The organism is Achromobacter sp. (genome assembly GCF_049647645.1).
Classification (GTDB): domain Bacteria; phylum Pseudomonadota; class Gammaproteobacteria; order Burkholderiales; family Burkholderiaceae_B; genus Achromobacter.
This window is the reverse complement of record NZ_JBARYB010000195.1, coordinates 1-18,789: the sequence shown is the minus strand read 5'-3', so window position 1 is coordinate 18,789 and position 18,789 is coordinate 1. Positions and strand designations below refer to the sequence as shown.

The following is an 18,789-nucleotide window of genomic DNA, read 5'->3' as shown; positions in this document are numbered from 1 at the left end:
TCAGCTGATTCTTTTTACCGGCGGAATGGTCCAGGAGCCGTTGATGATCGACGGGTCGCTTTCATTGGGCCAATAGAGGCGCATCATCAGGATGAACTCTCCCTTGGGCGCCGGCAGCCAGTTCGATTCCAGGCCGGGGCCGGGGGATTCGTGCTGGATGAGCAGATCGATCGAGCCGTCCGCTTTTGCTTTCAGCGGCTGGCGCGCGCTGATGGAATAGCGGTTGAGCGGGTTATCGACAAAGAAGTAGTCCGCGTCATACATGGTCAATGACCAGAATCCGGAAACCGGCGGCGTAAGCCCCTTCTTGAACGACAGCACGTACTTTTCAGAACCGTTGTAGACACGCTTGATCGCACCGGTGTCCGACTTCAGGGAGGTGGGATAGATGGCATCCTGGGGCCGGTTGGCGCCCAGGCCAATCGCGGTGATCAGGGCTCGCTGGATATAGTTGGTGCCATAAATGCCCGTCTTCGTCGTGAATCCCCAGCCGTCGACGTCCTGGATGTCACCGCCGCTGGACTTGAAGTGCGTCATGATCCGTCCGAAACCGACCTGCGGGACACGTTTGGCAAGGGCGGGATCGAGCTTGGTCTTGTCGAAGTCCTGGCCAGGAACGATACCCATCGAAGCCAGCTTCGCCACCATGGGCGCGTCCGCCGCGCTCGGCGGGTTTCTTTTCAGCAACTCGGCAAACAAGGTGAAGTATCCGATCGCGTCCATGTTGTTGACCTGGTCGCGAACGGACACTTTCATATCGATGGCGGGATCGACCTTGCCTTTGGGCGGATTCCAGTTCTTACCCCAAACGCTGAGGGGACAAAGCTTTACTTCGTCCTGCAGCTTATGGACTTTGGCATAGTCTTCCGGCGTACCTGAACAATAGATGCGGCCCAACAGCCACACGATGCTGGTCGGCGACTTGTATTGCGCCATGCCTGAAGGAACCGCCCCTTCCCAGCCTGGACCCGTCACGACGAAGGTTTGCGGACCGGTGCCCGTGGTGCGTTTTCCTGGCACGTCAAACACTGTCGTCCAACCATCAAGCATCGGGAACAGCGCGTAGCGGTCGTCCAGGTCGGGCAGGCTGACGACCCAGGGCTCGTCGCCCACATCGAAAAAAGCCGTGGTGTAGAGGGTGTCGGCGTTCGGCGCGGTCACGTCCCGGAATTTGGCGTCGGGATATTGGCGCAGCTTGATGAGATGCCCCATGGGCGCCCGGGTACCCTTCGGCTCCGCGACGTTGGTGATAACCCGCCGGGTCATTTCCATGGTCACCAGGGGATAAGCATAAATATAGGCTTCGGTCGCCAACCCAAATTGTTCATCGCCCTCCGGGAAATTGGCGACCAGGCCATCGGCCGCGCGCGCGGAAGCGCCCAGGGTGGCGGTTGCCAGCAAAGCGACGCCACCGGCATTGAATTCTCGACGTGTTAGCTTCATTCACATGCTCCGACAGGATTACTTAAAAAACGTGGAACAGATATAAAACCTGGACGGCCATTGCCCAGCCAAGAAAGAAACACCCGCAGCGTAGGAGAAGGGAAATCGGGTCGCCACTCATTTTGCGCCACACGGACTGTCGCAGCTGCGCTCCTCTGATTGGATTCAAATCTTGCGGTCCACCCCGCCGTCAGCCCCCGAGGCCTCACAGCGGCACTGGCCGGTTCCGCAGCACATTCTTCATCACCAGCGTCGACCGCAAGCGCAGCACGCTCGGCAGCGCCGACAGCACCCGGTCGTAGAGCGCCTGGAACGCCGGCAAGTCCTGGGTGACGACGTGCAGCATGTAGTCCGGGTCGCCGAACAGCCGCTGCGCCTGCACCACCTCTGGAATGTCGCGCAAGGCGGCTTCGAACGCCGACACCCTGTCGCTGCTGCCTTCGCGCATCGTGACGAACACGATGGCCGAGAAATTCAGCCCGACCGCCGCCAGATTGATGTTGGCGCCGTAGCCGTTGACCACGCCCGCCTCTTCCAGCGCCCGCAACCGCCGGTGGCAGGGAGACAGGCTCAAACCGACCCGTTCCGCCAGGTCCGTGATGGAAATGCGGCCGTCCTGCTGCAGCTCAGCAAGAATTTTTCTATCTAAGTCATCCATGCGGGAGATTTTACTCAAAGCTGGGATTTTTCCGGTAGATAGCGGGAGCACTTCCCCGCTCATCGCCGATAACATTCCCCGCCTGTGGTTCATTTGGGGTATGCAGTTGGAAACCGGCAATCTGGTGGCGTTTTGGCTTGTTTCGCTTTCGTTGGTTGTCGTCCCGGGCGCGGATTGGGCGTATGCCATATCCGCCGGCTTGCGGGACAAAGCGGTGCTTCCCGCGGTGGCGGGCATGTTGACGGGCTATCTGATGATCACCATGGTGGTCGCGGCGGGGATAGGCGCCCTGGTGGCGAGCGAACCCGCCATCCTCACCGTCCTGACCCTGGCCGGCGCGGCCTATCTGCTGTGGCTGGGCGCCAATGTGTTGGCCCATCCATCCGAGCCCCAGGCGGGCGATGCGCAAGCCTCTGGCCATTGGATGGCCTGGGCCGCTCGCGGCTTCGCGGTCAGCGGCGTCAATCCCAAGGCCATCCTGCTGTTCCTGGCCCTGCTGCCGCAGTTCACCAGCCGCGATGGCGCGTGGCCGATTTCCACGCAGATCACCGCGCTGGGCATCCTGCAGATCCTCAACTGCGCCGTGATCTACACGCTGGTGGGGCTGGGTTCCAAGGCGATCCTGCAAACGCGGCCGGCGGCGGCGCGCAGGGTCAGCCAGTTCTCGGGCCTGGCCATGATCGTCATCGCGCTGATCCTTTTCGGGGAGCAGATCGCCGTCTTGCTGGCTTGATCCCCAGGGTTTCCGGCACGCGGGTCTAGTCTCCTGGATGTCCGCCGCCAGCGTTTTCCAGATAACTGTCCACCGCGCTCCCCACCGTAGGGTGGAAGCGCTCGTCGCCGAATACCTCGGTCAATTCGAAGCGCTTGAGCTTGTCGCGCACGGGGTCCTTCATTTCCGCGAAGTGGAGCGCGGCGCCCCGCTGGGCCAGGCTGCGGCTCAGTTCGCGCAGCATGTCCGCCGAGGTGACGTCGACGCTGGTGACCGGTTCGGCGGCAACCACCACCCGGCGCACCGGCGTGGGCGAGGCGTCCACGGCTTCCATCAGGCGTTGCTGGAACAGCTCGGCATTGGCGAAGAACAGCGGCGCGTCCCAGCGGAACAGCACCAGGCCGTCGATCAGCGAGGCATTCGGATAGCGCTTCAGGTCGTGGTAGCCGCGCAGGTTGGGCACCCGGCCCAACACGGCGTAGTGCGGGCGCCAGCCGTCCCACAGGAATTCGATGACGGCGAGGACCACGGCCAGGCAGATGCCGGGAATGGCGCCGAATACGGCGACGCCGGTAAAGCACGCCATCGACAGCCAGAACTCCCATTGCTGGATGCGGTAGATGCGCCGCAGGTCCTTGAATTCGAACAGGCCGATGGCCGCTGCAATCACCACGGCGGCCAGCGCGCTATTCGGCAGGTAACGCAGCAGGCTGGGCGCCGCCACCAACAGGCCCGCAACGGCAACCGCGCCCACCACGCCCGTGAGCTGCGTGCGCGAACCCGCCGCCTCGGCCACCGGCGTGCGCGACGCGCTGCTGCTGATGGGAAAGCCCTGGAAGAAGCCCGCCGCCAGGTTGGCCACGCCCAGGCCCACCATCTCCTGGTTCGGATCCACCCGAGTCTTGGTGCGCGCGGCATAGGTGCGCGACAGCACGCTGGTATCCGCGAACGCGATCAGCGCGACCGCGCAGCCGCCCAGCGCGATCTTGACCAGGTCCGCGTTGCTGAGCCATGGCAAGGCAAACTTGGGCAGTCCCTGCGGAATCTCGCCCAGCACTTTCACGCCCTGGGAATCCAGATGCCACAGGCTGACCGCCAGCGTGGCCAGGATCACCGCGATCAGGATGCCCGGCACGCGTTCGAAGCGCTTGAGCAGCAAGATCACCGCCAGGGTCGCCGCCCCGACCGCGAAGCTGTACCAATTGGTCTGGCCCTGGTACACGGCCTGCCCCAGCTGCATCAGTTCGCGCAGCGGACCGGCGTCCTCGATGGAGATGGCGAACAGCTTGGGCAACTGGCTGACCAGCACCGTCAGCGCGATGCCGTTCATGTAGCCGTAGCGGATCGGCTTGGATAGCAACTCGGTGATGAAGCCGAGCCGCAACAGCCCCATCACGATGCAGAACAGCCCGGCGACAAGGGCCATCAGGCTGGCCGCTGCCACCGCCCGCATGGGATCGCCTTCCGAAACGCTGAGCACCACCGCCAGGATGGGCGCGGCCAGGGCGGAGTCCGGCCCCAGCACCAGGATGCGGCTGGGGCCGAACAGCGCATAGGCCAATAGCGGAATGATGGTGGCATAAAGGCCGTAAACGCCTGGGACGCCGGAAGCTTCGGCATAGGCGATGCCGACCGGCACCAGCATGGTGGTCAGCACCAGGCCGGCGGCCAGGTCCTTGGGCAGCCAGGCGGCCTGGTATGACCTGAGTACCACCAGTCCGGGCAGCCAGCGCAGCCAGCCAGCGGGCACATCCTTGATAGCGGGAGTGTGGGATGCCATGGGATCTTCGTAGTATGCGCGAGGGGGTCGGCAGATGGTGTCAGGCTGCAAATCCGGTAGCGCCGATTCCGTAGTCTGACGCATTATTCATTCTTGTGGCCATCCATGACGGCGCGCCAGACGGCGTCCTTCCTTCATCCCAACACAGGCAAGAGTCCACATGACGCAGATGAACCATCCCGAAGACGCCCCCCGCGCGTTCCAGGCTGCCTGGAACGACCACGACATGCAGGCGCTGGGCGCGCTGTTCCATGAGGACGCGACCTTCGTGAACCGGTTCGGCCACTATGTGCGCGGCGCCGGGGAGATCGTCAAGATGCATGCGCCTATCCACGCCACCATCTATAGCGACTCCACGCTGGCGAACGAACTCATCGACGTGGCGCCGGTCGGCGACGACGCGGCTATCGTGCACTTCTGGAGCCGCCTGGCGGCTGGCGCGGCCCATCCCGCAGGCGCGCATGCGGTGGACACTTTGATTCTTGCCGTGCTGACGCGGCGGGCCGGCGAGTGGCGCATCAAGGCGCTGGAAAACGTCACGCTGGTGAATCCCCGTACGGGGGTGCCGGTGCTGAGGGACGGCGGCTGAGCTCCCATCTACCTCTGCTTACAAAGAACACCTCTGCGGCACCCGTCGCGGGAATGGCGCCGGCGCAATAAATAGCGGTAATCTGGCGAACCTTATCAGCAGTCCGCACTGGAAGATCCCATGTCCTATCTGCTTTTCATCGTCGAACCGGTGGGCCAGCGCGCCCAGCGCACGCCCGAAGAGGGCCGCGAAGCCTACGCGCAAATGGTGCGCTACGCGGAAGACCTGAGCTCGCGCGGCCTGCTGGTCCGCGCCGAATCCCTGAAGTCCGAATCGGAAGCCGTGCGCTTGCAGATCCGCGACGGCGAACGCTCCCTGCTGGACGGCCCTTATGCCGAAGCCAAGGAAATGATAGGCGGTTTCTTCTTGCTGAACTGCGATACCCGAGAAGAAGCGCTGGCGTTAGCGGCCGAGTGTCCGGCCGCGCAATGGGCCACGGTGGAAGTGCGCGAACTGGGCCCTTGCTTCATGTAGGCGCAAGGCCCATGGCGGAGCGGCGACTGGCGCGCGCGCCGGTCATACGATTCAACAGTTCCCTTTCTTTGCCTGGCCCGGCGGACAGAAGCCGCCACGGCCGCCGCCGTCGTGGGGATCGACGATGACCGCGCCGCTAGGGGTATAGACGGCACAGCCCGTCAGCAAGGACGCCAGCAAGGCAAGACTGCACAGGATTTTCATATCGGTGTTTGAAGTTGTAGACGCTGCGAGTCTATGGGCGCGGGCTGCAACCAGGGCTGTGCCTTTGTAACCGTGTACGGACTGATTTTCCTGGTACTTACCCTAGGTCCATCATTCTTCTGTCGATTTCGCGTCTTGCCGTTCGTCGTGCCAGTACAAGCCCACCCTCGGGCTGTGTTTTTCTGAATCGAGGAGTCTCAGGAATGCGATACATGATCATCGTCCGGGCCACGCCGGACAGTGAGGCCGGCGTAATGCCGCAGGAAAGCCTGCTTGGCGCCATGGCGACCTATCACGAAGCCCTGGCCAAGGCCGGGGTGCTGCTGGACGCCAACGGACTGCATCCCTCGTCCAAGGGCTGGCGGGTGCAGTACGACCAGGGCCAGCGCAAGATCGTCGACGGCCCGTTCGCCGACACCAAGGAGCTGATCGCCGGCTACACCATGATCCAGGTGCGGTCGCGCGAGGAAGCCATGCAATGGGCGCTGCGCTTTCCCGAGCCCTTTCCCGGCCAGCCCTGCGCCGTCGAAGTGCGCCAGGTCTTCGAGCTGGACGAGTTCGGCCCCAGCGAGGGCGTCGAACGCTACCGGCGGATACCCGGCAACGGCCAATGAGCACGCTCGCCACCCCCACCATCAACGGACTTCATTCATGCTGAAAACCCTGCTGCTCATCGTCCTGGCCGCCATCGCGCTGGTGTTGGCCTACGCGGCCACGCGCCCGGACACCTTCCGCGTCGAACGCAGCGCGCGGATCCAGGCGCCGCCGGCGCGCCTGTTTCCCCTGATCAATGACCTGCACGCCTTCAACACCTGGAATCCCTACGAAAAGAAGGACCCCGCCATCAAAGGCACCTATGGCGCCGTGACGGCGGGTCCCGGCGCGACCTACGCATGGGAAAGCAAGGAAGTGGGCGTGGGGCAGATGCAGATCGAAAGCGCCGTACCGGACGCTTCGGTGGCCATGCGGCTGACCTTCATCAAGCCCTTCTCCGCCGTCAACCAGGTCAACTTCACCCTGGCGCCGGCTGGCGACGGCACGCAAGTCACCTGGGCCATGGAAGGCCGGCTGAACTACATCGCCAAATTGATGCACCTCTTTTTCAACATGGACAGCATGGTCGGGAAGGATTTCGAAGACGGGCTGGCCAACCTCAAGACCCTGGCAGAAAGGCGCCAGGACACACACTAAAAAGGAAGCGGGAACATCATGCACAACCAGATCTTCGTCAACCTCCCCATCAATGACATGCAGAAATCGCAGGCCTTCTTCAAGGGCCTGGGCTTCAGCTTCAATCCGCAATTCACCAACGACCAGGGCGCCTGCATGGTCGTGAGCGAGAACATCTACGTCATGCTGCTGGTGAAGGACTTCTTCCAGACCTTCACCGGCAAGCCGGTGGCCGACGCCAACAAGACCACCGAGGTGCTGATCGCGCTGTCCTGCGACAGCCGCGCCGAAGTGGACGAGCAGGTGGCGCGCGCCCTCGCCGGCGGCGGCACCGCCCCGCGCCAGCCGCAGGACCACGGCTTCATGTACGCCCACGGCTTCGAGGACCTGGACGGCCATGTCTGGGAGCTGGTGTACATGGTTCCTGGCGAAGTGCCCAACGTATGACGCAGGCGGCCGTGCATCGCGCCATCGAGGCGGTCTGGCGGATCGAGGCCGCCAGCGTCATTGCCGGCGTCGCGCGCCTGGTGCGCGACGTCGGGCTGGCTGAAGAACTGGCGCAGGATGCCTTGGTCGCCGCCCTGGAACGCTGGCCCGAAACCGGCGTGCCGGACAACCCGGGAGCGTGGCTGATGACTACCGCCAAGAACCGCGCGCGCGACCGGCTGCGGCTGGACGCGCTGCATACGCGCAAGCACGAGCAGATCGGGCACGAGCTGGAGGCGCTGCAGGCCGACGTCGAGCCCGACTTCGTCGACGCGCTGGACGCCGCGCGCCAGGACGACATCGGCGACGACCTGCTGCGGCTGGTGTTCACCGCCTGCCATCCGCTGCTGTCCACCGAGGCGCGCGTGGCGCTCACCCTGCGCCTGCTGGGCGGGTTGACCACGGCCGAGATCGCGCGCGCCTTCCTGGCGTCGGAGTCCACCATCGCGCAGCGCATCGTGCGGGCCAAGCGCAGCCTGTCCGCCGCCAACGTGCCGTTTGAAGTCCCCAAGGCCGAAGAGCGGGCGCCGCGCCTGGCGTCCGTGCTGGAAGTCATTTACCTGATCTTCAACGAGGGCTATTCGGCCACCTCGGGCGATGACTGGATGCGTCCCGCGCTGTGCGACGAAGCGCTGCGCCTGGGCCGCATCCTGGCCCAGCTGGCGCCCGGCGAAAGCGAGGTCCACGGATTGACGGCGCTGATGGAGCTGCAGGCTTCGCGCCTGCATGCGCGCACCGACGCGCAAGGCCGCCCCGTCCTGCTGATGGAGCAGGACCGCGGCCGCTGGGATCCCCTGCTGATCCGGCGCGGACTGGCGGCGCTGGCGCTATCGGACAGCTTGGGCGCCCCGCGCGGCCCCTACGCCCTGCAGGCCGAACTGGCCGCCTGCCATGCCCGCGCGCGCACGCCCGAGGAGACCGACTGGCCGCGCATCGTGGCGCTGTACGACGCGCTGACGCAGGCCATGCCGTCGCCAGTGGTGGAACTGAACCGCGCCGTCGCCGTCGGCATGGCGTTCGGCCCCCAGGCCGGGCTGGACCTGGCTGACCATCTGGCCGAGGAGCCGGCGCTGGCCAATTACCACTGGCTGCCCAGCGTGCGCGCCGACCTGCTGGCCAAGCTGGGACGCAAGGCCGAAGCGCGTGCAGAGTTCGAACGCGCGGCCGGCATGACGCGCAACGCGCGCGAACGGGAACTGCTGCTGGCGCGGGCGCGGGAGATGTCCGGTTCCTAGCCGCCGCGGCCCAAACGCGCGCCGCGCCGCGGTCCGGCATGCTTAAATTCAGCCATGCGCGCCGCTGACCATGCCCCGTCCGACCTTGCCGCGCCCGTCATGCCGGGCGTGCCGCAGGCGTTCGAGCATCCCGGCGACCGGGCCGAGTTCCGCCAGGCGGCGCACCTGCCCGGCGTGGAGCTGTACCGCGCCCATATCATCCGCTACGCCTTCGAGCCCCACACCCACGAAGCTTACGGATTGGGCGCGATCGAGGCCGGCGTCGAGCGCTTCCGCTACCGCGGCGCGGAGCATCTGGCGCCTTCGGGATCGGTAGTGCTGATGAATCCCGACGAATTGCATACCGGCCGCGCCGAAACCGAGGGCGGCTGGCGCTACCGCATGGTCTACCTGGACCCGGACGTGGTGGCCCGCGTGACCGGCGAAAGCGGTTGGTGGTTCGATACGGCCGTCGGCCATGACGCCGCCGGCGCACAGCGCGTCACCACGCTGCTGGACACCTTGTGGCAGGCGCGCGAGCCATTGGCTTTCGACAGCGCGCTGTACGCGCTGCTGGGCGAATTCCGCCGCCATGCGCGCGTGCCGCACGCGGCCCGCGATGAAGGCTCGCCGCGCTTCGCGCCCGTCATCGATTACCTGCGCGCCCATCTGGCGCGCCGCCTGACGCTGGACGAACTGGCGGCCGTGGCCGGACTCAGCCCCTTTCATTTTCTGCGCAGTTTCCAGGCGCAGTACCACGCCACGCCGCAGCAGATGCTGATGGCGCTGCGGCTGTTCGAGGCCAAGCGCCGGCTGGCCGCGGGCGAGCCTCCCGCCCAGGTCGCGCTGGCCTCGGGGCTGACCGACCAGGCCCACCTGACCCGCGCCTTTTCCCGCCGCTACGGCGTCACGCCCTCGCGCTATCAGAAACAAGTCCGCGCCTGAGTCCCGCGCAGCAATCTGGTACAAGACGCGCCGCCCGCGCGCTGGCTAGACTGCCGCCATTCGTGACCTGGAGCGACGTCGCATGTGGGCTGGAACCCTTTACGCCCTGGCCGCCGGCCTGATGTGGGGCCTGGTGTTCGTGGGGCCCCTGCTGCTGCCGGAATATCCCGCCGCGCTGCAATCCGTGGCGCGCTACCTGGCGTTCGGCCTGATCGCGCTGCCGCTGGCCTGGCTGGACCGCCGCGGACTGCGACAGCTCCAGCGCGCCGACTGGATCGAGGCGCTGAAGCTGGCCGCCATCGGCAACCTGCTCTACTACCTGTGCCTGGCCAGCGCCATCCAGCGCGCCGGCGGCCCCGTGCCCACCATGATCATCGGCACCCTGCCCGTCGTCATCGCCATCAGCGCCAACCTGCGCAACGCCCGGCGCGACGGCCGGCTGCCATGGAAGCGGCTGGCGCCCCCGCTGGCCTTGATCGCCCTGGGCATCGCCTGCGTCAACCACGTGGAGCTGCAGGCCTTGCGCCAGGAGCCGGACGCCGACATGTCGCGCTATGCGATCGGCGCGCTGCTGGCGCTGGGCGCGGTGGCGTGCTGGACCTGGTATCCGCTGCGCAACGCGGACTGGCTGCGCGCCCACCCCGGCCGCAGCCCGCGCACCTGGGCCACTGCCCAGGGCGTCGCAACCCTGCCGCTGGCGCTGGCGGGCTACCTCTTGCTATGGGCGGGCATGGCCGCGGCCGGCAGCGAGTTTCCCATGCCGGCGGGCCCCCGGCCCGAAGTCTTCCTTGCCTTGATGGCCATCATCGGCCTGTTTGCGTCCTGGCTGGGCACCTTGTGCTGGAACGAAGCCAGCCAGCGCCTGCCCACCGCGCTGGCCGGACAGCTGATCGTGTTCGAAACGCTGGCGGCGCTGGCCTATGCCTACATCCTGCGCGGGCAGATGCCCCAGCCGCTGACGCTGATCGGCATCGCCTGCTTGATGGTGGGCGTGCTGCGCGCGGTGCGGATCAAGCCGGAACCACTGCCCGCGGCTGCTTGACGCCGCTTGATGCCGCGTCCCGCAAGTGCGGACGCAGGCTGTGTGGCACAAGGCCTTAGGGCAACAGCAAGTCCGGCAACCGGCGCAAATCGTCGATGACGTCCGAGGCGCCCTCGTCCAACAGCCGCTGGCCCTGGTCCGGCCCGTTGTGCGAGGCGCCCACGTAGCCGATGGCGCGCATGCGCGCGGCGCGGGCGGCCCGCACCCCGGGCACGCTGTCTTCGACCACCACGCAATCCAGGATCGCCGCGCGCATCTGCCGGGCAGCAAAAAGGAAGACGTCCGGCGCCGGCTTGCCATGCGCCACCTGCGCCGTGCTGAATACGTTGGGCGCGAACTGGTCCCACAGGCCGACCAGCTGCAGGGCCGCCGCCAGCTTGGGCGGCGTGCTGCTGGAGGCCACGCAAACCTGCAGGCCGCGCTCGCGCAGCGCGCGCACCGTCTCCAGCGCGCCGGGCAACGCCCGCAGTTCCTGGCGGAACGTGGCGTCCAGCCCGTCCGCGTATTCGCGCGCGAATCCTTCGGGCAGGCTGCGGGCGTTTTCCTGTTGCAGGGTCTGCCACATGTCCGCGTCGGGGATGCCGGCAAAGCGGCGCGCGGCCTCTTCGGGCGTGATGGCGATGCCATGCGCGGCCAAGGCCCGCGATTGGGCGCGCGCCGCGATGATCTCGCTATCGATCAGGACGCCATCGCAGTCAAAGATGACCAGGCTGGGGGCAGGCGTATGCATGATGGCTCCACGGTGGATGAACTGCCATGATAGGCCGGCCTCGTGACAGCCGCGCGCCGTCTACAGTCCCGAACCCTTCAGCCGTCGCAGGCGCCATGCCAGGAACACGCCGCCCAGCCCGGCCGCGGCCACGATGAGCGAGGCGGCCGACCAGCCATAGCGGTCGATCGCGCCGCCCACCGCCAGCGGGCCTATCACCTGGCCCAGGCCGCTGCCCTGCATCACCAGTCCCACCGAAGCCGGCGTCAGCGCAGGCCGCGGCGCCAGCAACGGCGCCGTACCCAGCAGCGTGGCCGGTATCAGCCCGCCCACTGCGGAGAACAGCACGCACAGCAGGAAGGTGGGCATGGCCGGCAGCACCGAGCGGAAAATCAAAAGCGCCACCGCGCCCATGATCAGGCTGGCGCAGGCGATCAGCGTCGAACGCCGCCAGCCGCGCGCCAGCAGCACGCCCGCGCCCAGGTTGCCGACCACGTTGGCGGCGCTGGCAATGGCGCTGTACAAGCCGGCGGTCGCCAGCGGCAGTCCCAGCTGTTCGGTCAGCAGCACCGGCAGAAAGGTGAACAGCGCGAAGAACATCAGGCTGTAGAGCGTGAACGACAGCGCCAGCAAACGGGGGCCGGGCGCGCCCATGGTATCCACCGTGTCCTGCCGCAAGCCCCGCCAGGACAGGCTGGCGCCGCCCTGCGTGGCCGGCGCCAACGCCGCCACGCATACCAGCGCCACCACCACCGCCGCGCCCGCGCACCACCAATAGGCCTGCCAGCCGCTGAAGGCCTGCGAGGCCAGCATCGCAATGGCCATGCCGGCCGGCATATAGCAGCTCCAGAGCGCGAAGGCGAAGTCACGGGTCGACGCCGACACCATGCGCTGCAGGGCCGCTGGGCCCGCCACGGTAATCATCAGAAAGCCCAGCCCCTCCACCACCCGCGAGGCCAGCAGCACACCATAGGCCGTCGCCATCGCGCCCATCACCGAGCCCGCCGCCGTCGCCACCAAGCCCGCCAGCAACATGCGCCGCGCGCCGTAGCGGTTGATGACCCCGCCGGCCGCGATCCCGCCGACCAGGCCCAGGATCGAGAACACCGCGGCCAGCGCTCCGATGGAGGCCAGGTCCAGCCCCATGTCCTGGCGCAGCAAGGGCGCGGCGATGATGACCTTGCCCACTTGCAGCGCCGCTACCACGCCCGCCCCCACGATGGCCAGCACCGCCGACCAGCGCGTTCCTTCCTTGCCCATTCCAGTCTCCCCTTGCTTCAACCCAGCCAGGATGCCAGCGCAAACCGATCCCGGTAAGTGATAATCTTTTGATGTACTTGATCGATTTGATAGATCAGCCGGCAAGATGATAGACGCCCTGACCCTGGACCAGTTGCGTGTATTCGCCGCCGTCGCCGACGCCGGCAGTTTCCGCGCGGCCGCGCGCCGCCTGTCGCGGGTGCAATCGGCCGTCAGCCACGCCATCGCCAATATGGAAGCGCAATTGGGCGTGACGCTGTTCGACCGCAGCGGCCACCGGCCCGTGATGACGCCAGAAGGGGCTGCGCTGCTGGCCAACGCCCGCGACATCCTGCTGCGCGTGGACGCCATGCGCGCGCGCGCCCAGGGCCTGGGCGAAGGCGTCGAGCTGGAGCTGTCGCTGGCGGTGGACACGCTGTTTCCGATCGCCGAGGTGGGCGCCGCCCTGAACGCCCTGCGCGCCGCCTACCCGTCCGTCGCCGTCCGGGTCTCGGTACTGCCCCTGGGCGGCCCGGTGGAAGCCCTGCTGACGCGCAGCCACATGATGGCCATCGTCGCCGGCGACCATTTCCGCAATCCGCGCATCGTGCTGCAGGCGCTGTCGTCCGTGCAGATGGTGGCGGTGGTCGGCGCCGAGCATGCGCTGGCGCAGCGCGTCGCCGCCGACATCCCGCTGGGTCCGGCAGAACTCGCCGATCATGTGCAGATCGTGCAAATGGACCCATCCTCCCTGACCCAGGGCCGCGACTTCGCGGTGCTGTCGCCGCAGACCTGCCGCGTCAGCGGCCAGGACACCAAGCACGCCCTGATCCTGGCGGGCGTGGGCTGGGGCCGGCTGCCGTTCTGGCAGGTACAGCGCGACCTGGCCGAAGGCCGCCTGCTGCGCCTGCCGACCGACAGTCTGGGCCGCGGCAGCCAGGTGGCCAGCGAAACCTATCTGGCGAACCGCATCGACCAGCCCCTGGGACCGGCTGCCCGCGTGCTGGCGGCCGCCTTGCGCGCCGGGGCGCATCAGGGCTTGGATGCCGGGGACGCGGGCGGGCGCGCGTAGCTCACGCCCATGCCGGCGCGCACGTCGTTCTGGATGCCGTAGGGCGGAATCGGATAACGCAGGCCGTTGGCCGACAAGGCCTTCATGCCCTCGATGGCGATGGGCAGGTAGCGCGGCGGCAGGGCCATCAGCATTTCCTCGTCAGGCACGCCGCCGTAGCGGCGCTCCGCGTAACAAGGCAAGGACAGGCTGGGTTCGCCGGTGGCCAGCGCCCGGCCCCAGGAGTCCGCACAGGCCGTCTCGCCCACCACGCTCCAGTCGAAGCGGCGGTAGTTCTTCCATTGCAGGCCGTTGATCAGGATGATCATCTGGCCCGGCGTGGCATAGATCAGGCAGATGTCCGGCGGGTCCAGCCGGCCCGAGGCCAACGGCGACACCACCAGCCCGCGATACTTGCCCGCGGGCACACAGGACAGCGCCTCCTGGCGCGCCTGGGCGTCTTCCTGGGTGGCGTGCCAGACGCCCACGTAGTCCTCGCCGCGCTTCCAGGCTTGGTCCTGCGGCCCCAGGCCGATCACGGCGCGGCATTGGGCGCCGACCAGGTCGTCGCCCGTGATCCCCACGGTCCAGCCAAGCCGGGCGGCCATGCCCACGACCTGGTCGGTGGTGTGCGTGGCCTGCGGCCGCCGCAGGCCCTTTACCGCCGCCATCTGTTCTTCGCGCTCGTAGAGCTTCATGCCGATGACCGTGGTCTTCAGGCGCAGCAATTTGTTCAGTTCATCGACCAGCGATGCCCAGTTCTGTTTCGTCTCTTCCATGCCCGTCCCTTGGACTGTTGTGCGCGGACTTTGCCGCATTGCCGCAGATTGATCGCGGTCAGCAATGACTATAACGAATCGCCCGCCGGGCCCTTGATTGATCTATCGTGGAATGCGGCGATCCCGCCAACGGCAAGCGCGCAGGACACTCCCCGGCTTCCAAGGAGCCCACCATGAACCGTTTCGAACAGAAGACCGTCCTGGTCACCGGCGGCACCAGCGGCATCGGCCTCGCCGCGGCCCAGGCCTTCGCCGCCGAAGGCGCCCGCGTGGTCGTTACCGGCCGCGATGCGGCAGTGCTGAAGCAGGTGCGCGCCAGCCTGGGTACGCATGCGCTGGCGCTGCGCAACGACGCCGGCGCGCCCGGTGCCCCTGCGGCGCTGGCGGCCGAATTGCGCCACGCCGGCATCCGCCTGGACGCGGTGTTCATCAACGCCGGCGTGGCCAAATTCGCACCCCTGGCCGAAGCCACCGAGGCGCTCTGGGACCAGACGTTCTCAACCAACGTCAAGGGCGCCTTCTTTCAATTGCAGGCGCTGGACCCGCTGCTCAATCCGGGCGCGTCCATCGTGCTGAACGGCTCGATCAACGCCCGCATCGGCATGCCCGCCTCATCGATCTACGCCGCCAGCAAGGCAGCGCTGATCTCCCTGGCCAAGACCCTGTCGGCGGAACTGCTGCCGCGCGGCATACGCGTCAACGTCATCAGCCCTGGCCCCGTCGCCACGCCGATCTACGACAAGCTGGGCCTGGACGCCGCCGCGCTGGAAAAGACCGCCGCCAGCATCCGCGCCCAGGTGCCGCTGGGCCGCTTCGGCACGCCGCAGGAAATCGCCTCGACCGTGCTGCACCTGGCCTCGCCCGAGTCCGCCTTCATCGTCGGCACCGAGATCATTGCGGACGGGGGCATGAGCCAGTTGTAGGCCCTGGCCGGCCGGCTTGGCGCGGGCGTATCTGCCGGGCCAGCGGCTAGGCTCCGATGGAGCGCAGCGCGCGCTTGCAGATACGTTCGGTCGCCTCGGCCGGCTTGCCTTTCGACCAGCGCGCGCATACCTCCCTCACCCAGTCCGGCTGGTCCTTGCTGGCGTCGTTCAGCCAGTTCGCCACCGAGTCCTGCACGTAGACGGCCGGGTCGGCCCGCAGCGGCTCCAGCAGGGGCAGCCCCCTGCCGGGATCGGCTTTCAGGGCCGCAATGTGCGCGCACCAGACCCCGCGCGGCCGCAGCGACTCGCTGGCGTAGCGGCGCACGCGTTCGGAGGAATCCGCCGTCCAGGGCCGCAGCAGCTCCAGCGCCGTGTCCAGCTCGGCCGCCAACTGCGGGCGCAGCGCCAGCCAGGCCCATTCCCGCACGCCGAAATGCGCGTCGTCGGCCAATGGCCGGATCAGCGCCAGCCGCTGCTTCAAGCTCAGGTCCGGCATGGCGCCGACCATGAAGCAGGCCCAGCCCCGCACGGTATCCGAACGGTGGTTGCGCAGTGGCTTGAAGGCGTCCACCCCCAGCCCTTCGTGCAGGATCCGCGCCGCCGCGGCCATGCGCTTGGAAATCCCCATCGCAGCCTGGGCGCGCAAAGCGGCAACAGCCTCGGCGCCCACCTGCGGCGCGGCCGCCTGCATCAGTTCGGCAAAGTCCACGGCCAGGCATTCGGTCAGATTGCCAGCCGGTTCGCCCGCGTTCAGCTGCGCCAGGCGATCGGCGCTGATGTCCTTCACGCCCCGGCCCGTCGGCGCGGCGGGTGTCTTCTTGCTCATTCCATGGCCTCCTGCCCCGCAGCACTGCCCGCGTCGGTGCCCTGCCAGATCTTGCCCAGCAGCACGCGCAGACTCGCCCGGTCCGCTGGGCTCAAGCCCGCGAACAAGGAGCCTATCCAGTCGGTATGTTCCTCGAAGAGCCTGCCTGCCTCGGCCCGTCCCTTGGCGCTCAGCTTGACGATGATCTTGCGCCGGTCATCCTTGCCGGCGCGCCGCGCGACGAAGCCATCGCGCTCCAGACCGTCCAGCAGGCCCGTGACCGTGGCCCGCGTGACGCCCGCGCCATCGGCCAGCTCGTGCGGCGACATGCCGTCAGCCTGCTCGTGCAGCAGGAACAGCAGCACGAACTTCCCTTCCGACAATTGGCGCGGCGCCAGCCGGGCGGCGCAATCCCGGTCGATGGCCTTGGCCAGCGACAGCAGCTGAAAGCAAAGGCCTATCCCGTCCGCCGACGGCAGTCCGCGTTTGGCAGCGACTTCAAGCAGCGCGCGGTGCTTGGGTTCCAGCATGTGTTGGCTGTCTTGCATGGGTAATCTGCCCCTGTGATTCTCAATGCAATAATAATAAGGCGCCTAACCATATTCCCGCAAGACGGACACGCCGATTCGAACCGCTATCATCCTGGCTACCTCAAGCACTGGACGACTGAATCCATGCCCCTACCCATCCGCGTGAACCTGCGCCGCATGCAGGAAGATGACATCCCCATGCTGCTGGCCATGGAATCCGATCCCGAGGTCATGCGCTACAGCACCGGCGTCAAACCGGCAGACCAGGCACGGCGGCAAGAGCTGCTGGCATGGCTGCGCGAACCGCTGACCCGGCTGGGCCATTGGGCGATCGAGATCGATGGCGCCGCGGCGGGCTGGGTGAGCCTGGTCCCTCTGGCAGGCACGGACAGCATCCAGCTTGCCTATCGGCTGCAACGCGCAGCTTGGGGACGAGGGTATGCCAGCCAGGCAGCGAAGCAATTGTGCGAGTACGCCTGGCGCGAGCTTGAGGTGGCCGAACTCGTCGCGGTTGTCTGGCCCGACAACCAAGCCTCCGTGCGTGTCCTGGAAAAACTGGGTTTTACGTTCCGGGCGCGCGAACGCCACTACGGCCGCGAAACCATCGTCTATGCACTGCCCCGTCCTGCCGCCGAATCCGGCCTGTCATTGCGGCCCTGATCGCCGCCCGCCCTTGCGTCATTCCTACAGATATCCGCCATGAACTACCCCGTGCTTCCCGCGTCCGAATTTTCCGCCGCCCGCGTCGTGCCCGAGCTGCTGGTGTCCGACATCCACAAGAGCCTGCATTTCTGGTGCGGGCTCTGCGGGTTCTCGATAGCCTACGACCGCCCGGAAGACCAGTTCGCCTATCTGGACAAGAATGGCTCGCAGGTCATGCTGGAGGAATATGGCCACGGCAGGAACTGGATCACCGGCCCGCTGGAAGCGCCGCTGGGGCGCGGGATCAATCTGCAGATCGAGGTGCCCGCGATCACGCCGATCGTCGACGCCTTGCGCGGCGCCGGCTGGCCGCTGTACATGGAACCCGAAGAGAAGTGGTACCGCGCCGGAACGGCCGAAGTCGGCGTGCACCAGTTCCTGGTGCAGGATCCCGACGGCTATCTCATCCGCTATTCGGCGGGCCTGGGCAGGCGCGACGTTTCGCCGGCGGCCTAAGCCACTGCAGTTGGAGAGGCGGCGCGCCAGCCGCCTCCACCCCTCACCGGTACAGCACCGTCGGCAGCCACATGCCGATGCCCGGGAACACGTACAGCAGGAAGATCGCCACCACCTGGATGCCCATGAAGGGCATCATGCCCAGGAAGATCTGGTTCAGCGTCACGTGCGGCGGCGACACGCCCTTCAGGTAGAAGGCCGACATCGCGACCGGCGGGGACAGGAACGCCGTCTGCAGATTCAGCGCCACCAGCAGCCCGAAGAACAGCGGGTCTATGCCGAAGGTGTTGAGCAACGGCACGAAAATGGGCATGAAGATCACGATGATCTCGGTCCACTCCAATGGCCAGCCCAGCAGGAAGATGATGACTTGCGCCAGCAGCAGGAACTGCAGCGGCGACAGTCCCAGCGACAGTACCCATTCCTCGATGATGCGCTGCCCGCCCAGCAGCGCGAAAGCTGCCGAGAAGATGGACGAGCCGACGAATAGCCAGCACACCATGGCGCTGGTCTTGGCTGTCAGGAACACGGCTTCGCTCAACACCGGCAAGTTCAGGCGCCGATATGCCAGCGCCAGCATCGCGCCGCCCATGGCGCCCATGGCGGCGGCTTCGCTGGGCGTGGCCAGGCCGAAGGCGATCGAGCCCAGCACCGCCGCGATCATCACGGCCAGCGGAAAGAACGAGGCCATCAGCATCTTGAAGATTTCCATGCGCGCCCACGTCAGCATCGCATAGAACAGCACCAGGACTGCCGCGCATATGGCCGCGAAGATCCAGAAGCCCTTCGGCGCGGCGATACCCTCGTCGGCGGCTGCTGGCGTCTGGGCGGCGGCGGATGCGTCTGGCGCCGCCGCTGGCGGCGCGGCCGGCGTGCCC

The 18,789-nt window shown here is 67.0% G+C and carries 22 protein-coding genes; 13 read left to right on the top strand and 9 right to left on the bottom strand.

Features of this window, described 5'->3' with window-relative positions; all coding sequences use genetic code 11:
* Positions 1 to 1,443, bottom strand: a complete 1,443-nt coding sequence (locus tag WBB14_RS21900) for a DUF1254 domain-containing protein (RefSeq protein ID WP_424241696.1) — start codon at positions 1,441 to 1,443, stop codon at positions 1 to 3.
* 205 nt (positions 1,444 to 1,648) lie between these two features.
* Positions 1,649 to 2,101, bottom strand: coding sequence for an Lrp/AsnC family transcriptional regulator (locus WBB14_RS21895; protein WP_424241695.1), 453 nt, complete (start codon positions 2,099 to 2,101; stop codon positions 1,649 to 1,651).
* A 100-nt stretch (positions 2,102 to 2,201) separates the two neighbouring features.
* Between WBB14_RS21895 and WBB14_RS21890 the strand changes: the two genes are divergently transcribed.
* Entirely contained in the window at positions 2,202 to 2,834 is a 633-nt protein-coding gene (locus WBB14_RS21890) for a LysE family translocator (protein WP_424241694.1), read from the top strand.
* A 25-nt stretch (positions 2,835 to 2,859) separates the two neighbouring features.
* On the opposite strand, the gene WBB14_RS21885 is transcribed toward WBB14_RS21890, so the two are convergent.
* Positions 2,860 to 4,593, bottom strand: a complete 1,734-nt coding sequence (locus WBB14_RS21885) for a SulP family inorganic anion transporter (protein ID WP_424241693.1) — start codon at positions 4,591 to 4,593, stop codon at positions 2,860 to 2,862.
* Between the two features lie 160 nt (positions 4,594 to 4,753).
* Between WBB14_RS21885 and WBB14_RS21880 the strand changes: the two genes are divergently transcribed.
* The 8 genes from WBB14_RS21880 to WBB14_RS21845 all read left to right on the top strand — a co-directional run bounded on the left by WBB14_RS21880 (position 4,754) and on the right by WBB14_RS21845 (position 10,717).
* Entirely contained in the window at positions 4,754 to 5,182 is a 429-nt protein-coding gene (locus tag WBB14_RS21880) for a YybH family protein (RefSeq protein ID WP_424241692.1), read from the top strand.
* A gap of 120 nt (positions 5,183 to 5,302) precedes the next feature.
* On the top strand, positions 5,303 to 5,656 hold the full coding sequence (locus WBB14_RS21875) for a YciI family protein (RefSeq protein ID WP_424241691.1): 354 nt from the start codon (positions 5,303 to 5,305) through the stop codon (positions 5,654 to 5,656).
* A 407-nt stretch (positions 5,657 to 6,063) separates the two neighbouring features.
* Positions 6,064 to 6,474, top strand: coding sequence for a YciI family protein (locus WBB14_RS21870; RefSeq protein ID WP_424241690.1), 411 nt, complete (start codon positions 6,064 to 6,066; stop codon positions 6,472 to 6,474).
* Positions 6,475 to 6,511: 37 nt separating this feature from the next.
* On the top strand, positions 6,512 to 7,051 hold the full coding sequence (locus WBB14_RS21865) for an SRPBCC family protein (protein ID WP_424241689.1): 540 nt from the start codon (positions 6,512 to 6,514) through the stop codon (positions 7,049 to 7,051).
* An 18-nt stretch (positions 7,052 to 7,069) separates the two neighbouring features.
* Entirely contained in the window at positions 7,070 to 7,477 is a 408-nt protein-coding gene (locus tag WBB14_RS21860) for a VOC family protein (protein ID WP_424241688.1), read from the top strand.
* Positions 7,474 to 8,751, top strand: coding sequence for an RNA polymerase sigma factor (locus WBB14_RS21855; protein WP_424241687.1), 1,278 nt, complete (start codon positions 7,474 to 7,476; stop codon positions 8,749 to 8,751). Before WBB14_RS21860 ends, WBB14_RS21855 begins: the two co-directional genes overlap by 4 nt.
* Positions 8,752 to 8,850: 99 nt before the next feature.
* The gene (locus WBB14_RS21850) at positions 8,851 to 9,675 is read left to right on the top strand and encodes an AraC family ligand binding domain-containing protein (protein ID WP_424241712.1); all 825 of its coding nucleotides are present in this window, start codon (positions 8,851 to 8,853) and stop codon (positions 9,673 to 9,675) included.
* 82 nt (positions 9,676 to 9,757) lie between these two features.
* Positions 9,758 to 10,717, top strand: coding sequence for a DMT family transporter (locus WBB14_RS21845; protein WP_424241686.1), 960 nt, complete (start codon positions 9,758 to 9,760; stop codon positions 10,715 to 10,717).
* A 55-nt stretch (positions 10,718 to 10,772) separates the two neighbouring features.
* Here WBB14_RS21845 and WBB14_RS21840 read toward each other — a convergent pair whose 3' ends face one another.
* Positions 10,773 to 11,447, bottom strand: coding sequence for an HAD family hydrolase (locus tag WBB14_RS21840; protein ID WP_424241685.1), 675 nt, complete (start codon positions 11,445 to 11,447; stop codon positions 10,773 to 10,775).
* Positions 11,448 to 11,507: 60 nt separating this feature from the next.
* Positions 11,508 to 12,686: a CynX/NimT family MFS transporter gene (locus WBB14_RS21835; protein WP_424241684.1), complete on the bottom strand. Its 1,179-nt coding sequence runs from the start codon at positions 12,684 to 12,686 to the stop codon at positions 11,508 to 11,510.
* A gap of 106 nt (positions 12,687 to 12,792) precedes the next feature.
* On the opposite strand from WBB14_RS21835, the gene WBB14_RS21830 reads away from it, so the two are divergent.
* Positions 12,793 to 13,737, top strand: coding sequence for a LysR family transcriptional regulator (locus WBB14_RS21830; RefSeq protein WP_424241683.1), 945 nt, complete (start codon positions 12,793 to 12,795; stop codon positions 13,735 to 13,737).
* Here the strand turns inward: WBB14_RS21830 and WBB14_RS21825 are convergent.
* Positions 13,698 to 14,495 (bottom strand): DUF169 domain-containing protein, encoded by a 798-nt coding sequence (locus WBB14_RS21825; RefSeq protein ID WP_424241682.1) that lies wholly within the window; start codon positions 14,493 to 14,495, stop codon positions 13,698 to 13,700. The genes WBB14_RS21830 and WBB14_RS21825 overlap by 40 nt on opposite strands.
* 173 nt (positions 14,496 to 14,668) lie before the next feature.
* On the opposite strand from WBB14_RS21825, the gene WBB14_RS21820 reads away from it, so the two are divergent.
* Positions 14,669 to 15,418, top strand: coding sequence for an SDR family oxidoreductase (locus WBB14_RS21820; protein ID WP_424241681.1), 750 nt, complete (start codon positions 14,669 to 14,671; stop codon positions 15,416 to 15,418).
* Positions 15,419 to 15,464: 46 nt separating this feature from the next.
* Here the strand turns inward: WBB14_RS21820 and WBB14_RS21815 are convergent, their stop codons facing one another.
* Positions 15,465 to 16,244, bottom strand: coding sequence for a HEAT repeat domain-containing protein (locus WBB14_RS21815; RefSeq protein ID WP_424241680.1), 780 nt, complete (start codon positions 16,242 to 16,244; stop codon positions 15,465 to 15,467).
* The gene (locus WBB14_RS21810) at positions 16,241 to 16,771 is read right to left on the bottom strand and encodes a MarR family winged helix-turn-helix transcriptional regulator (RefSeq protein ID WP_424241679.1); all 531 of its coding nucleotides are present in this window, start codon (positions 16,769 to 16,771) and stop codon (positions 16,241 to 16,243) included. The genes WBB14_RS21815 and WBB14_RS21810 overlap by 4 nt, the downstream gene beginning before the upstream one ends.
* A gap of 126 nt (positions 16,772 to 16,897) precedes the next feature.
* On the opposite strand from WBB14_RS21810, the gene WBB14_RS21805 reads away from it, so the two are divergent.
* Together WBB14_RS21805 and WBB14_RS21800 are read left to right on the top strand one after the other, a co-directional pair.
* Positions 16,898 to 17,413: a GNAT family N-acetyltransferase gene (locus WBB14_RS21805; RefSeq protein ID WP_424241678.1), complete on the top strand. Its 516-nt coding sequence runs from the start codon at positions 16,898 to 16,900 to the stop codon at positions 17,411 to 17,413.
* Positions 17,414 to 17,452: 39 nt separating this feature from the next.
* Positions 17,453 to 17,911 carry a bleomycin resistance protein gene (locus WBB14_RS21800; RefSeq protein ID WP_424241677.1) on the top strand — a complete coding sequence of 153 codons (459 nt, stop codon included), beginning with the start codon at positions 17,453 to 17,455 and terminating at the stop codon, positions 17,909 to 17,911.
* Between the two features lie 43 nt (positions 17,912 to 17,954).
* Here the strand turns inward: WBB14_RS21800 and WBB14_RS21795 are convergent.
* A partial coding sequence (locus WBB14_RS21795; RefSeq protein ID WP_424241676.1) for a TRAP transporter large permease subunit occupies positions 17,955 to 18,789 on the bottom strand: 835 nt, incomplete at its 5' end.